General features: G+C 76.3%; 13 protein-coding genes. 9 read left to right on the top strand and 4 right to left on the bottom strand.

The window, feature by feature from the left end:
- Positions 1-99 precede the first annotated feature (99 nt).
- From SK069_RS19570 to SK069_RS19550, 5 genes are all read left to right on the top strand, one after another.
- Complete coding sequence (locus tag SK069_RS19570) at positions 100-1,167, top strand: hypothetical protein (RefSeq protein ID WP_319955953.1); 1,068 nt, start codon at positions 100-102, stop codon at positions 1,165-1,167.
- 101 nt (positions 1,168-1,268) lie between these two features.
- Positions 1,269-2,558: a hypothetical protein gene (locus SK069_RS19565; RefSeq protein ID WP_319955952.1), complete on the top strand. Its 1,290-nt coding sequence runs from the start codon at positions 1,269-1,271 to the stop codon at positions 2,556-2,558.
- Positions 2,559-2,674: 116 nt separating this feature from the next.
- Complete coding sequence (locus SK069_RS19560; RefSeq protein ID WP_319955951.1) at positions 2,675-4,144, top strand: aminotransferase class III-fold pyridoxal phosphate-dependent enzyme; 1,470 nt, start codon at positions 2,675-2,677, stop codon at positions 4,142-4,144.
- 1 nt (position 4,145) lies between these two features.
- Positions 4,146-5,249 (top strand): alanine dehydrogenase, encoded by a 1,104-nt coding sequence (gene ald / locus SK069_RS19555; protein ID WP_319955950.1) that lies wholly within the window; start codon positions 4,146-4,148, stop codon positions 5,247-5,249.
- Between the two features lie 46 nt (positions 5,250-5,295).
- Positions 5,296-6,768: a gamma-aminobutyraldehyde dehydrogenase gene (locus tag SK069_RS19550; protein WP_319955949.1), complete on the top strand. Its 1,473-nt coding sequence runs from the start codon at positions 5,296-5,298 to the stop codon at positions 6,766-6,768.
- Between the two features lie 33 nt (positions 6,769-6,801).
- On the opposite strand, the gene SK069_RS19545 is transcribed toward SK069_RS19550, so the two are convergent.
- From SK069_RS19545 to SK069_RS19530, 4 genes are all read right to left on the bottom strand, one after another.
- Positions 6,802-7,200: a PIN domain-containing protein gene (locus SK069_RS19545; RefSeq protein WP_319955948.1), complete on the bottom strand. Its 399-nt coding sequence runs from the start codon at positions 7,198-7,200 to the stop codon at positions 6,802-6,804.
- A complete protein-coding gene (locus SK069_RS19540) occupies positions 7,197-7,412 on the bottom strand; it encodes a type II toxin-antitoxin system VapB family antitoxin (protein WP_319955947.1) in 216 nt (71 codons plus the stop codon). The genes SK069_RS19545 and SK069_RS19540 overlap by 4 nt, the downstream gene beginning before the upstream one ends.
- A gap of 99 nt (positions 7,413-7,511) precedes the next feature.
- Positions 7,512-8,552 carry a carbon-nitrogen hydrolase family protein gene (locus SK069_RS19535; protein WP_319955946.1) on the bottom strand — a complete coding sequence of 347 codons (1,041 nt, stop codon included), beginning with the start codon at positions 8,550-8,552 and terminating at the stop codon, positions 7,512-7,514.
- Between the two features lie 3 nt (positions 8,553-8,555).
- On the bottom strand, positions 8,556-10,178 hold the full coding sequence (locus tag SK069_RS19530; RefSeq protein ID WP_319955945.1) for an NAD(P)/FAD-dependent oxidoreductase: 1,623 nt from the start codon (positions 10,176-10,178) through the stop codon (positions 8,556-8,558).
- A gap of 116 nt (positions 10,179-10,294) precedes the next feature.
- Between SK069_RS19530 and SK069_RS19525 the strand changes: the two genes are divergently transcribed.
- The 4 genes from SK069_RS19525 (at position 10,295) to SK069_RS19510 (ending at position 14,689) form a co-directional block, all read left to right on the top strand.
- Entirely contained in the window at positions 10,295-11,926 is a 1,632-nt protein-coding gene (locus SK069_RS19525) for an acyl-CoA dehydrogenase family protein (protein ID WP_319955944.1), read from the top strand.
- 1 nt (position 11,927) lies between these two features.
- Positions 11,928-13,001, top strand: a complete 1,074-nt coding sequence (locus SK069_RS19520) for a carbon-nitrogen hydrolase family protein (RefSeq protein WP_319955943.1) — start codon at positions 11,928-11,930, stop codon at positions 12,999-13,001.
- 79 nt (positions 13,002-13,080) lie between these two features.
- Positions 13,081-14,130, top strand: a complete 1,050-nt coding sequence (locus tag SK069_RS19515; protein WP_319955942.1) for a LuxR C-terminal-related transcriptional regulator — start codon at positions 13,081-13,083, stop codon at positions 14,128-14,130.
- Positions 14,131-14,290: 160 nt separating this feature from the next.
- Positions 14,291-14,689: a nitroreductase family deazaflavin-dependent oxidoreductase gene (locus tag SK069_RS19510; RefSeq protein WP_319955941.1), complete on the top strand. Its 399-nt coding sequence runs from the start codon at positions 14,291-14,293 to the stop codon at positions 14,687-14,689.
- Positions 14,690-14,919: the final 230 nt, after the last annotated feature.

The raw sequence follows: 14,919 nt of genomic DNA, 5'->3' as shown, positions 1-14,919 counted from the left end.
CTGAGTCCCGGCCGGGGCCGCGGCGGCTCCGACGAAGGTCGCAGGCACCGGAGACGTTCCGCCGTTCTCGGCGTGCGCGACGCGGCCTAGCGTCGTGGCATGCCCCTCCACGCCCTCCTCCGGACGGTCGCGCCCGGCCTGCTGGCGACCGCGGTCGTCGCGGCCACGGCGGTGCCCGCCGGGGCCGCCGGCGACGTCCTGGTCGAGGACTACCGGACCCGGATCGACCTGACCGTCGCCTACGAGCACGTCCGGGCGAGCGAGGGCTCGAGCTCGACGACGGCCGCGACCTACCGCTGGCAGGGAGCGGGGCCCGACGTCGTCGCCCAGGACGGCCTGCTGCGCGGGGCCGCCGGTGACGACCCGACCGTCCCGCCCGCGCCCGGGGTGCTCGTCGCGCCGGTCGCCAAGCAGGTCCGCGGCGCCGCGGAGGGGAACGCCGCGGTCCTCTCGACCGCCCCCGACGGCACGGCGGAGAGCTGCCGCGGGGTCGCGGGCCGGGTCGAGGGCTTCGTCGTCGTCGGCCGCACGCTCGGCGGGCCGGCGCTCGTCCCGACGGTCGGCTTCGCGATCACGACGTCGTGCGCGCGCGACGCCGTGCCCGACATCGTGATCGCCCCCTCGACGGTCACCGAGCCGGGGATGACCCAGCCCGGGATCACGCCGCTGCTCACCGCGCGCGTCGTGACGGGCGAGCGGGTGCAGACCCGCTTCGAGCAGCGCGCCGTCGGGACGGCGTGCCCCGGCTACGACCCGGCCTCCTCGACCCGCTGCGTGGCGACCTGGACCGGCACCGTCACCTTCGAGCGCTGGCGGCGGACCACCGAGCCGGCGAAGGCGCCGGCCGCGGGCACGCGCCTCGGGCCCGCCCGGCTGCGCAAGGCGCCCGCGGTGGCGCCCGGCGCGCGGTCCGCGTCGACGACCGTCCGCTGCTCGCGGCGCTGCACCGTCGAGGCGCTGATCGGCGTCTTCGGTCAGCGCGCCGGCAAGCCGCACGTGACGCCGCTCGCGCGTCGGACCCGCGCGCTGCGTGCCGGGCGGGCGAGCACGCTCCGCGTGCCGCTGAGCGCGAAGGCGCGACGGGCGGTCGCGGCCGGCACCGCCGTGATGCGCCTGACCGTCCGCTCCTCCGGTGCCCGCCGCAGCGCCGTCTACCCGCTGCGCTGACCCGCCCCCCGGCCGCGCGCGGGCCCGGTCGGACGACCTCGCCCGGCGGGGCTCCCACGGGGCCCCTCGGCGCTCCACCCCCGACCCACCCGACCCGACCCATGCCACGCATCCACACCCCGGCGCGCGCCGCCGCGCTCGCGGTCCTGCTGACCGCCGCCGCCGCGACGCCCGCCGCCGCCGACTCGTTCGCCTACCGCGACGGCTACGACGTCCATCTCGTCAACGCCGACGGCAGCCGCAGCGAGCTCATCAGCCACGGCGACGAGAACGCCTACCCGACGCTGCCGGTCGCCGACGACGCGGGCAACGTCACCGTCATCGCGAAGCTCAAGGACGTCTTCGCCCCCGACCTGCTCTGGATCGGCCGCGACGGACGGACCGTGCGCAACGCGCTGCCCGAGCACGGCCCCGTCGGGCTGAACACCGGCCCGCTCTCGGTGCAGATGCACCGCGACGGGCGGCTGCTCGCGTACACGTACCTCGAGCACACCGGGATCTACAGCTCGCCGAAGCCGCACCTGGCGATCATCAACCCGCAGGACGCGCTCGCCCCGGTCCCGGCGATCGATGTCGAGGGCGCGAGCTTCGCCGGCTGGCACGGCGATCGCCTGCTCGCCTCGAACGCGGAGAGCCTCTTCTCCGAGCAGGGCGGCGAGCGCTTCGACTTCGCGCTCTGGGAGCCGATCCCCGGCGAGGGTGGCCAGACCGTCGACCTGGCGCGCGACGGACGGCGGGCGGTGATCGGCCTCGGCAGCCGCCGGTTCGTGCTCGCGGAGCTCGACGGCCAGGCGCCGCCCGCCGCGAAGGCCACCGCGTGGTGCGAGCTGCCCGACGACGGCAAGGACCTCTACCGCGGCGGCGCCGCGAGCGCCGCGATCTCCCCCGACGGCCGCTTCGTCGCGCTCGCCGGGCAGAGCGGCCTGCGGATCGCGCGGGTCGACGCGATCGGCAGCGGCCCGTGCCAGCTGCAGGACGTGCGGCTCGTGGCCGAGAAGGGCGGGCTGCCGACCTCCTCCGGCTACACCGTGGGCGCGACGCCGCCCGACGACGGCAAGGCGCCCGACGACGGCCCGAAGCCCGACGACGGCAAGCAGCCCGACGACGGCAAGCGCCCGGACGACGGGAAGGGCGCGAAGCCGGCGAAGGCCGTGACGATCACGCGCGCGCGGCGGCGCGGCCGCACCGTGACGGTGACCTTCCGCTGCGCGAAGGCCTGCCGCTACGCGGTCCGCGTCCGGCGCGGCACGAGGACGCTGAAGACGCGCAAGGGCACGGCGAAGGCGAAGCGCGCGAAGACCGTGACGATCCGTGGCGTGCGCGTCGTCCGCGGTCGCAAGCTCACCGTGCGCGTCACGGTCGGCCGCACGGTCGTGTCGAAGTCCGTGTAGGCGCGCCGACACAACGTCCGTCGGCCACGACGGAGTTCCGACGGCCTGCTCCGTCGCCGCCGGCGCGGCGGCGGAGCACGCTCTGGTGGACCGCCGATCCCGAGGTCCGCCCGACGATGCCCACGTCCACCCCGCCCGCCGACCACGCCCTCCTCCAGGACCGCGCGCGGGACCACCTGCTCCTCCACTTCACGAGGCACGGCACCGCGTTCGCCGATCCGCGCGGCGCGTCGGAGCGGGAGCTGCTCGTGCTGGAGCGGGGCGAGGGGCCCTACGTCTTCGACACCCGCGGGCGCCGCTACGTCGACGCGCTCTCGAGCCTCTACTGCGCGCAGCTGGGCTACTCCCACGGCGAGGAGTTCTCCGCCGCGATCGCCGGGCAGCTCGCGACGCTGCCGTTCAACACGAACTGGGGCACCGCCCACCCGGCGGCGATCGAGCTCGCCCACCAGCTCGCGGAGCGCACGCCCGGCGACCTCGACCACGTCTTCCTGACGAACGGCGGATCGGAGTCCGTCGAGGCGATGTGGAAGATCGCCCGCGAGCACTTCCGCGCGATCGGGCAGCCGCGGCGGACGAAGGCGATCGCCCGCGACATCGCCTACCACGGGGTGACGCTCGGTGCCCTGTCGTTCACCGGGGTGCCGGGCTACAAGGAGGGCTTCGGGACCCCGCCGATCGACGTCACCCACGTCTCGAACACGAACGCCTTCCGCGGGCGCCGCCCGGACGAGGACGACGCGACCTGGTGCGCCCGGCTGCTCCAGGAGGTCCGCGACGCGGTCGCCGCGGCCGGGCCCGACGAGGTCGCCGTGATCATCGCCGAGCCCGTCCAGAACGCCGGCGGCTGCCTCGTCCCGCCGCCCGGCTACTGGGCGGGGCTGCGCGGGATCGCCGACGAGCACGGGATCCTCCTCGTCGCCGACTCGGTCATCTGCGGCTTCGGGCGCCTCGGCTCGTGGCTCGGGATCGAGCACGAGGGCGTCGTGCCGGACATGGTCACGACGGCGAAGGGCATCACCTCCGCGTACCTGCCCGGCGGGGCGGTCTTCGTGCGCGACCACGTCGCGGCGTCGCTGTCGGCCCCGACGACCGGGCCGCTGCGCCACGGGATCACCTTCGGCGGGCATCCCGCCGGCGCGGCCGCCGCGCTGAAGAACATCGAGATCTTCGAGCGCGAGGGGATCCTGCCGCACGTCCGCGCGCTCGAGGGGCACCTCGCCGGCGCGATGGGGCGCCTGCTCGAGCTGCCGCTCGTCGGCGACGTGCGGGGCGCCGGCTTCTTCCGCGCGGCGGAGCTCGTCGGGCGCGACGGCGTGCGGCTCGACCAGGCCCAGCGCGACGAGCTGCTGCGCGGCTTCCTGCCCGGTCGGCTGCTGGAGGCCGGCCTCATCGCCCGCGCCGACGACCGCGGCGACGCGGTCGTGCAGATCGCCCCGCCGCTGATCGCCGACGCGGCGCTGCTGGACGAGATCGTCGACCGGCTCGGCGAGGTGCTCGCCGACGCCGGCGAGCACCTGCGTCGCTTCGACGACCGCCGCGGCGGCGTCGTGGCGGGCGCGCCACTCGAGGCCACGAAGGACTGACATGCACGTCGGCGTCGTCACCGAGATCAAGCCCGCGGAGCGGCGCGTCGCGCTGACGCCCGCCGGGGCCCACGAGCTGGCCGACCGGGGACACGACGTGCTCGTGCAGGCCGGCGCGGGGGAGGGGTCCGGCTTCGCGGACTCCGCCTACGTCGCCGCCGGCGCCCGGATCGTCGAGGGGGCCGAGCGGGTCTGGGCCGAGAGCGAGCTGCTGCTGAAGGTCAAGGAGCCGATCGCGCCGGAGCACGAGCGCCTCAACGGCGACGCGACGCTCTTCACGTACCTGCACCTCGCCGCCGCACCGCGCCTGACGGAGGCGCTGATGGCGTCCGGGACGACCGCGATCGCCTACGAGACCGTCACCGGGAGGGACGGCCGCGGCCTGCCGCTGCTGGCGCCGATGTCGGAGGTCGCCGGCCGCCTCGCCGCGCAGGCCGGGGCGTACTTCCTGCAGGCGCCGCTGGACGGTCGCGGGGTGCTGATCGGCGGGGTGCCGGGCGTCGCGCCGGCGCGGGTCGTCGTGATCGGCGGCGGCGTGGTCGGCACGAACGCCGCGCGCGTGGCGGTCGGGATGGGCGCCGAGGTCACGATCCTCGAGCGGTCGATCGACCGCCTGATCGAGCTGGAGGCCTTCTTCGACGGCCGGGCGCGGGTGCTCATGAGCGACGCGCTGACCCTGCGCGAGGAGGTCTCGCGCGCGGACGTCGTGATCGGCGCCGTGCTCGTGGCGGGCGCCGCGGCGCCGAAGCTCATCACCCGCGAGATGCTCGCCGACATGCGCTCGCGCGCGGTCATCGTGGACGTCGCGATCGACCAGGGCGGGTGCGCGGAGACGTCGACGCCGACGACCCACGACGATCCGACCTACCTCGTCGACGACGTCCTGCACTACTGCGTGGCGAACATGCCCGGCGGCGTGCCGGCGACCTCGACCCGCGCGCTGACGAACGCGACGCTGCCCTACGTCCTGGCGCTGGCCGACCACGGACCGGACGGCGCCTTCGAGCGGATCCCGGGGTTGCGGGACGGGCTGAACGTGCGCGACGGTGCGATCACCGTCCCCGCCGTCGCCGAGGCGCTCGAGGCGTACCGCGCCGCCGCCTGACCCGCCCGCCGTCCCGTCCGACGCGGACCCACGACCCACGAGTCCCATGAGCCCGATCGACACCCAGTCCGAGGTCACCGTCCTGCCCAACGTCGTCGGCGGCGCGGCCGTCGAGGCGACCACCGGGGTGCTGGAGGACGTCCTCGATCCCGCGACGGAGCAGGTCGTCGCCCGCGCCCCGCTCGGCGACGCGGAGGACGTGCGGCGCGCGGTCGAGGCGGCGACGGGCGCGTTCCGCGAGTGGGGCCGCACGACCCCGGCCGAGCGCCAGACCGCGCTGCTGGCGCTCGCCGACCGCCTGGACGGCCACCTCGACGAGCTCGCGCTGCTCGAGGCGCGCGAGGCCGGCAAGCCGCTGGACTGCGCACGCGAGGAGCTCGCGCTCTGCGGGGACCACCTGCGGTTCTTCGCGGGTGCCGCCCGCACGCTGGAGGGCAAGGCCGCCGGGGAGTACGCGGCCGGCTACACGTCGTTCGTCCGCCGCGAGCCGCTCGGCGTCGTCGGGCAGATCACGCCGTGGAACTACCCGCTCGCGATGGCGATCTGGAAGATCGGGCCCGCGCTGGCGGCCGGCAACACGGTCGTCCTCAAGCCGTCCGAGCTCACGCCGTCGACGACCGTCCGCTACGCCGAGCTCGTCGCCGACCTGCTGCCGCCGGGGACGTTCAACGTCCTCACCGGCCACGGCTCGCCGGTCGGCGAGGGGATCGTCACCCACCCGGCGGTGCGGCTCGTGTCGCTCACCGGGTCGGTCCGGACCGGCAAGGCGATCGCCCGCGCCGCGGCGGACACGCTCGCCCGCACGCACCTCGAGCTCGGCGGCAAGGCGCCGGTCGTCGTGCTCGACGACGCGGACCTCGAGAAGGTCGTCGAGGGGATCAAGGTCGGCGCCTTCTACAACGCCGGCCAGGACTGCACCGCCGCCTGTCGCGTCATCGCCACGCCGGGCATCCACGACCGGCTGCTCGAGGCGCTCGTCCCCGCCGTCGAGTCGCTCGTCATCGGGGAGCCGTTCGACGACGCCGGCCAGGCGGTCGAGGGGATCGAGCTCGGTCCGGTGATCTCCGCTGGCCAGCGCGACAAGGTCCTCGGCATGGTCGACCGCGCCGTCGCGGACGGCGCCCGGGTCCTCACCGGCGGCAGCCGCTGGGGGCGCCGCGGGTACTTCGTCGAGCCGACGGTCGTCGCCGGTCCGGCGCAGGACGCCGAGATCGTCCAGCAGGAGGTCTTCGGCCCCGTCGTGACCGTCCAGCGGGCCGCCGACGAGACCCAGGCGCTGGCGTGGGCCAACGACTCCGTCTACGGCCTCGCCTCGTCCGTCTGGACCCGCGACGTCGGCGCCGCGCTGCGCGCCACGCGCGAGCTGGACTTCGGCTGCGTGTGGATCAACGACCACCTGCCGTACCTCTCGGAGATGCCGCACGGCGGCTTCGGCGAGTCCGGCTACGGCAAGGACCTCTCGCAGTACTCGCTCGAGGAGTACACGCGGATCAAGCACGTCATGGCGAACCTCGAGTGAGACCGTCGCGGGCCCCAGCCTGCGCGTCCGCCGTCAGGCCGGGACGCGCCGGACGTCCTGTCCGGTGACGGCGGCGATCCGCTCGAAGTGCCGGTCGTCGTGCAGCAGCGGGACGCCGGCGACCTCCGCGCAGGCGGCGATGAGCAGGTCGGGCGCCGGGGTCGCGCGGTGCTGGCCTCCGGCGCGTCCGGCCAGCAGCTCGACGACCTCCGCGGCGCGTCCGGCGACCTGCTCGTCGAGCGCCACGGACGGCAGATCGGCGAGGTAGCGGCGCCATGCGCGCACCGCCCCCGGGCTCGGCAACCCGACCAGCAGCTCGAGCACGTCGGGCGGGCAGACGCAGACGTCTCCGTCGGCCGCTGCAGCGAGGAGCTGATCGTCCCGACGGCGGAAGGCGGCGACCCAGACCGAGGTGTCGGCCAGCGCGGTCACGAGGGGTCGTCGGGCAGGTCCCCGCGCATCTTCCGCAGGTCCTCGCGCGTGAGCTCGAGCGGCGGCAGATCGCTCCACCGGCGCGGACGACGACCACGCTCGACAACCTGCTCGAGCGCGATCCGCACCGCCTCGGCCGCCGTCGCCGTGCCGAGCTCCCGCTGCGCCGCGGCGACCACGTCCGGGTCGAGGAAGATCGAGGTGCGTCGCATCGGGGCCATCGTCTGCCTGCTCTCGTCAGGACCGGCACACCGAGTGTGCCGGTCCCGCGTCGATCCGGCAACGGGTCCGCGCTGCGGCCGGCCGCGGTCCTAGGCCGCCCCGACCCGCTCCCGCTCGAGCGCCTCGACGGCCAGCGGCAGCGGCGGCTGCAGGTCGGCACCGAGGCCCGCGTCCTCCTGCCACGGGTGCGTCCCGCGCGCCTTGCGCAGCGCGTAGCTCGCGCGGCCGTGGAGGTTCGTCACGTGCCAGACGGCGTGGACGCTCGCGGGCAGCGACGTCGTCCAGAACGTGCCGGGCAGGGGGTCGCGCGGCCGGGGCTCGTCCTCCACCGCGACGTCGGCGGCGACCCAGCCCTCGCCGTCCTCGTAGGTCAGGCGGTCGAGGATCGTGCCGTCGGCGTCGGTGATCTGGGTCTCCCCGACCATGATCGTCGGCCACGCGATCCCGCCCAGCATCGGCGTCCGCATCGTGATGTCGCCGACGTGCGAGGCGTGCGCGGCGGGCACGCCGAGCAGGCGCGCCATCCGGCCCGGCGTCTCCCGCGCGAGCTGCAGCATCGTCGCGTGGTCGCGCTCCCAGAACCAGCGACGGGTGAGCGTCCAGCGGGGGAACGACGGGAAGCACATCCCGCCGAGCAGCAGCCCGACGTTGCCGCGCAGCCGCGCCGCCGTCCGACGGCGGATCCACTCGAAGCCGTTGGCCATCCCGACCGGACCGAGCGCCGTCTCGGCGATCCCCGGGTCGTTGCCGGGCGCGTAGAACTGGTTCTCCCACATCGACGGCTGGTCCTTGTCGTGCAGGTGGACCCGGCCGCCCGGCTCGACGAGGTACGCGGTGTTCCGGGTGTCGCGGCCGCGGATCGTCAGCGCGCCGGCGCCGATCGTGCAGCCGTGCTCGCGCGCCAGCCGCCGGTAGAGCGCCAGCGACGGACCGTCGACCGGCTCGGCGCAGGCGCGCATCGCCTGGTGGCAGACGTTCGGGGTCGTCGAGACCTCCGGCAGCAGCACGACGTCGGGATCGTGCTCGCGGACCGCCTGGCGGACGACGTCCTCGATGTGGCGGCGGTTGGCGTCGAGCTCCCCGAGGCGGACGGCGAGCTGGACGGCGACGACGCGGACGGTACGGGTCATCGCTCAGGCGACGGTCGTCGTGGACGGCGCGCCGGCGGGCGCGTGGTCGGCGCCGACCCCCGGCGGGCTGGGGGCCGGCGCTCGTCCGTCGCCGGTGGGCTCGGCCGACCGTCGCGCCGCAGCGGCCGCCTCGGCCATCGCGCCCGGCGCGGGAGCCGCGCGTCCGCGCTCCGGGCTCCACCGCTGGTGCGGCGGCCGCTCCGGCCACTCGGCCAGGGGCCGCTCCGAGGCGCGCGAGCGCTCGTCGCGGAAGCGGTCCGCGCGCTCCTCGCGGCGGGTGTCGAGGTCGACCCGCAGCTCCTCGAGCACCTCCTGCACGAGCGCCCGCCGGTCGGTGCCGCGGCGCAGCGCCGCCCGCAGCGCGAGCCGCGCGCCGACGGCCGGCGAGAGGATCCGGTGCGGTGCGCCGGCCTTGCCCAGCGCGCCGCCGCGGTCGAAGAGCCGCGCGAGCCACGGCTCGCCGTCCAGCCCGTCGAACGCGCGCAGCGCCTCCTTGAAGAGCGGGCTCGGCAAGCCGATGCGCGACTCCTTGTTGCCCCAGTGGTACGTCGAGCGGCACTCGCGGTCGCGGCGACGCTCCACCGCCGCCGCGGCGGCGTCGGTCGCGCGGGGATCGCCGAGGACCGGCGCGACGCCCTCGCCGAGGAGCCGGCCGAAGCGCAGGGCATCGCGGATCCCCTGCCCGATCGCCGGGTCCTTGAAGTGCCCCGCGTCGCCGCAGAGCGCCCAGCCGGGCCCGCTCGAGCGGCGGAAGTACGCCGACGTGTCGGTCGTCGAGCGCATCTTCGACGGGTTCGTCGCGCCGGCGCAGCGCTCCGCCGCGGCCGGGTTCTCCGCCAGCCGGCGCTCCCACATCCCCTCGGGGTCGGCGCGGAACGCCGAGACGTCCTCGCGGGTGCCCATGAACAGCACGAGCATCCGGTCGTCGGGGCAGGGGAAGACGAACACGTGCGACGCCGCCTGGCGGAACTGGACCATCGTCTCGCGCCACTCCGTGCCGACCAGCGGGTCGTCGAGGTAGCGGTAGACGCAGCCGCGCTCGGGCAGCGACCCGCGGTACGGGCGGTCCGCGCCGACGGCCGCGGCGACCGCGGAGCGCCGGCCGTCGGCGCCGATCACGAGGTCGCAGTCGATCTCGTGCTCGCCCTCGGCGTCCCGAACCCGCACGCCGGCAACGCGCCCCTCGTGCCAACGCAGCCCGAGCAGCGTCGTCCGCTCGCGCACGTCGGCGCCGGCCTCGCGGGCGGTCTGCACGAGCACCTCGTCGAAGACGTCGCGTGGTACGGACTGCGCGTAGTCGATCCCGTCGACGGCCTCCCACCGGTTCGTGCACCAGACGCCGTCGGCGACGACGCGCGCCAGCCGCACCCGCGGCGGGTCGCACGCGGCCTGCAGCCGCTCGAGCGCCCCGAGCCGCTGCACCTCGGCGACCGCCGACGGGAAGTTCGCGTGGGTCGAGAGCGTGTCGGACGGGAAGTGGGCCCGGTCGATCGCGATCACCGACCGGCCGGCGCGGGCCAGCGCGATCGCCGCCGCCGACCCGGCGCAGCGCGCCCCGACGACGACGACGTCGACCCGCTCGCGGGGTCGCGGGGCGGTGGACGGTGCGGGCTCCGTGCGGCTCATGGGGCAACGCTCGCAGCGCGATCCGCCGCCGCCCATGCGCCGAAGGGTGGCAATCCGTCGGCCGACCGACCGCAACGCCCTATCGGCGGGGCCCCGGCGCGGTGTTGGATCGGCCCATGGCGACCACCGTGGCTCCCGAGCTCGACCCCCGCACCGGCGCGCCCCCGCGGCGCGCGGGCGGCGACCTGCTGGCCGGCGATCGCGCGCTGCGCGAGGCGCTCGAGCGGGAGGGCGCCGGCGACCGGCTCGACGCCCTCCACGCGACGGGGCGCACGTTCGCCGACGCGGACGCGATCGACGACGGCGACGCCTGCAACCGCCGCACGCCGGAGATCGTCGGCGAGGCGGAGGTCGCCTTCGACCCGAGCCACCACGCGATCATGCGCCGCGCCGTCGAGCACGGCATCGCCGGCGCGGTCTGGCGTGACCCGTCCCCGGGCGCGCACGTGGCCCGCGCGGCCGGGTTCCTCATGCTCGCCCAGGTCGAGGCCGGCTCGACCTGCCCGATGGCGATGACCCATTCCTGCGTCCCGGCGTTGCGGATGGACGACGAGGCGGCGGCGTTCTGGGAGCCGCTCGTGAGCTCCGGCGTCTACGACCCGTCCGAGCGCCCCGCGCACGAGAAGCAGGGCGCGCTGATCGGCATGGCCCTCACCGAGGCCTCGGGCGGCTCGGACCTCTCGGGCCTCACGACGGTCGGGGCGCCGCAGCCCGACGGGAGCTACCTCCTCACCGGCGAGAAGTGGTTCGTCTCCGCCGTGCAGTCCGACGCGTTCCTCGTCCTCGCGCGGACCGCGAGCGGGATCTCGTGCCTGCTCGTGCCGCGGCTGCGGGAGGACGGCACGCCGAACGGCTTCCGGATCACGGCGCTGAAGGACAAGCTCGGCAACCGCTCCAACCCGACGGCCGAGGTGACGCTCACCGACGCGCGCGGCACGCTGCTCGGCGAGGAGGGCCGCGGCGTCGCGGCGATCATGCGGATGATCGGCGGCACCCGCACCGACTGCGTGCTCGGCTCGACGGCGGTCATGCGGCTCGGCCTCGCCGAGGCGATCCACCACGCCGACCACCGCCCGGCGTTCGGGCGCCTGCTGAGCGATCAGCCGGTGATGACCGCGGTCCTCGCCGACCTCGCCCTGGAGTACGAGGCCGCGGTCGCCTGCGCGCTGTGGCTCGTGCGGCTCGCGGAGCGCTCGCGCGCCGGCGACGCGGGCGCGGAGCTCGTCCGTCGGATCGCCGCGCCGGCGCTGAAGTACTGGGTCTGCAAGCGGGCGCCGATCCACGCCGGCGAGGGGATGGAGTGCCTCGGCGGCTTCGGCTACATGGAGGACTCGCGCCTGGCGCGGGCGTACCGCGAGGCGCCGCTCATGTCGATCTGGGAGGGCTCGGGCAACGTCCAGGCGCTCGACGTCCTGCGCGCGGTCGAGCGGACCCCCGACGTGCTGGACGCGCTGCTCGCCGAGCTCGACGCGGCGGCCGGGGCGAGCGCGTCGCTCGACGCGGCGACCGCGGGCCTGCGGTCGCTCGTCGCCGATCGGGAGCGCCTCGTCGCCGACCCGCGCGGCCTGACGCAGCGGATCGCACTGGCGCTGCAGGCGGCGGTCCTCGTCCGTGGCGCGCCGCCGGCCATCGCCGACGCGTTCTGCGCCACGCGGCTCGACGCGCCGCCGCCCGCGGCCTTCGGCGTCCTGCCGGCGGGCGTGGACGCCGCGGCGATCGTCGCCCGCCACCGGCCGGAGGACCGCTGACATGCGCGTCGTGGCCATCCAGCCCCGCCTCGCTCTCGGCGAGGTCGAGGCGAACCTCCGTCGGATCGAGCGGCTCGTCGACGCCGCGGTCGCCGAGCACGCCCCGCAGCTCGTCTGCCTGCCCGAGAGCATGACGACGCCGAACCTCTACGACCGGCGGATGCGGACCGTCGCCCGGCCGCTGATCGGCGAGCCGCTCGCCCTGCTGCGCCGGCTCGCGCGGCGCCACGACTGCCTCGTCGGGGGTGGCTTCATCGCCGTGCGCGGCGAGGACGCGCGCGGCACGTACGCCCTCTGCGAGCCCGGCGGCGACGTCCACCTGCACGACAAGGACCAGCCGTCGTTCTGGGAGCACAACTACTACGCGCCGGGCGTCGACCCGGGGATCATGCGGACCTCGCTCGGCGTGCTGGGCTGCGCGAACGGCTGGGAGTGGGGGCGCACGCGGACCGTTCGCCGGCTGCGGGCCGGCGGCGCGCGGATGGTCGTCGGGGGGATGCACTTCCCGGGGGTCCCGGACTGGAAGCTCACCGCGGCGTGGTTCCGCGATCGCGACAACCACCTCCTGACGCAGTACTGCCGCGAGACCCCGCCGCGCCTGGCGCGGATGCTCGGCGTGCCGGTCGTCCATCCCTCGCACGTCGGCGACTTCACGATGGCCACGCCGCTGGCGCCCGGCCTGTCGTGGCGCTCGGCCTGCCTCGGCGAGACGCAGATCTGCGACGCCGACGGCGTCCCGCTCGCGCGCCTCTCCTACGGCGACGGCGAGGGCTGGGTGGGGGCCGACGTCGAGCTGCCGGTGGACCCGCGCCCGCGCGACCCGACGCCGGACACCTTCTGGAACGCGAGCTTCCCCCTGTCGGCGCACCTCGTCTGGTACGCCGGCAACGCCCACGGCCGGGCGAAGTACCTCGCGATGAAGCGCCTGGGCCTGCACCGCTGGCAGGCCGGCGAGCCGGCCGCCGACCTGCCGGCGCTCGCCCGCGCGGAGGACCTGCCGCCGGTCGAGGACCCCGGCCGGCCGGCGGGTCGCGCGGGGTCGCCCGCGCGGGCGGGAGCCGTCGACCGTGGCTGACCGGGCCCCGGACGGCGGGGCGGGCGGGGGCTAGTGTCGCCCCATGCGGGGACGGGGGCGCGCGGTGACGCGTGAGGCGGTGGGCGACGGCCGCGAGCGCGTGGGCGAGGCGATGCGGGACCTGCTCGCGCGGATCGAGGAGCGTGCCGACGGGCAGGACGACGTCGTCGCGGACTGCCGCGAGCTCGTCGCCCTGGCGGACCGTCGCGAGGAGCTCGTCGAGGCGGAGGTCGCCCGGCGGCTGGACCACTTCGTCCGCGTGCAGGAGGCGGTCGGGCGCCTGCGCGACAAGGGGTCCGTCGAGGCGATCATCCGCGGCGCGCCCGCCGCGGTCGCCGAGGCCTGCGACTTCGACCGCGTCGTCGTCTTCCGCGTCGCCGGGTCGGAGATGGTCGCCGAGGCCTTCTACCACCGGGGCGACCCCGAGCGGGCGGCCCGCCTGCTGGCCTACAGCCGCGAGCACCCCGCGCAGCTCCACGAGCAGATCCTCGAGACGGAGATGATCCGCCGCCGGCGCCCGATCGTCGTCCACGACGCGCAGAGCCACCCGGCGACGTACAAGCCGCTCGTGCGGCCGTACGGGACCTGGTCCTACGTCGCGGCGCCGATCATGCCCGAGGGGCGCGTGATCGGGTTCGTCCACGCCGACAAGGGCGTCTCCCGGCCGCAGGACCCCGACGCCGTCGACGAGTTCGACCGCGACGTCCTGTGGGGGTTCGCGGAGGGCCTCGGCTCGGTGATCGAGCGGCTCGAGCTCGTCGAGCGGCTGCGCGCGCAGAGCGCCCAGGTCCGACGGCTCGTCGCGCAGGCGGTCGCCGCCGTCGACGAGTACGTCGACCTGCAGGTCGACCTCGTCGGGGGCATCCACGACGGCACCGGTGCGGCGAGCACCGCCCGCGCGATCCTCGCCGAGCCGCCCGAGGCCGCCTCGCCGCTCTCCCCGCTGACGCGCCGCGAGCGCGAGGTGCTCTCGCTCGTCGCGGGCGGGGCGACGAACGCCCAGATCGCCGATCGCCTCGTCATCAGCGTCGGCACCGCGAAGTCGCACGTCGCGCGGATCCTGCGCAAGCTCGGCGCGGCGAACCGCGTCGAGGCGAGCGCGACGTACCTGCGCGCCACGGGCCGCTGATCCGCGACGCGGCGCGGAGGACCCGGGGCCGCCGAGCCCGGACCCTCTCGGCGCGCCGCCGGGCGGCTCGTGGGCCGGACCCGGGGCGGCCGCCCTCGGAGGGCGGACCGCGCGATGGACGCCATCGACAGCGGGGCCGGAAGACGAGAGGATCGGGGCGATGATCGTCCCCCGCGCCGTCGCCCGCTGGAACACGCACGTCACGAACCGGATCCAGGGCGCTTGGGCCTGGCGCCTGCCGCCGTGGGCGGTGATCCACCACCGCGGCCGGCGCAGCGGTCGCGGGTACCTGACGCCCGTCGTCGCCTGGCCGGTGCCGGACGGGCTCGCCGTGATCCTCTTCTACGGCGAGCGGAGCGACTGGGTCCGCAACCTGCTCGCCCAGGACGGCGGGTCGGTGACCTACCGCGGTCGGCGCCGCGCGCTCGTCGGCCCGCGCGTCGTCGACGCCGCCGACGCGCCGCTGGGACGGCTCGGGCGGCGGATCGCGCGGGTCCCGGGTCGGGTGCTCGTCGCGGACCTCGGCGCGGACGAGGGCCGCGGGCGACCGCGGGCGTGAGCCTGGACCCGCCGATCCTCGGGTCGCCTCGCGGCCGATGACCGGCACGCCGCCGTCCCGACGTGCGGCCGGTCCGCCGCGCCGTCGTCCCGACGGTCAGCCGATCCGGGCGACCTCGGCGGCGAGGCTCGCCGGCCGAGGGCCCTGCGCCGCGCCGCGCCGCCCGGCGTCCTCGCGGGCGGCGGCCCCGCGTCGGCGCTCCACCGCGGCCCGCTTGCGCGCCGCGACCC

The sequence above is a fragment of the Patulibacter brassicae genome (assembly GCF_033949425.1).
GTDB classification, from domain to species: Bacteria; Actinomycetota; Thermoleophilia; order Solirubrobacterales; family Solirubrobacteraceae; genus Patulibacter; species Patulibacter brassicae.
This window is presented reverse-complemented; position numbering and strand designations above follow the sequence as displayed.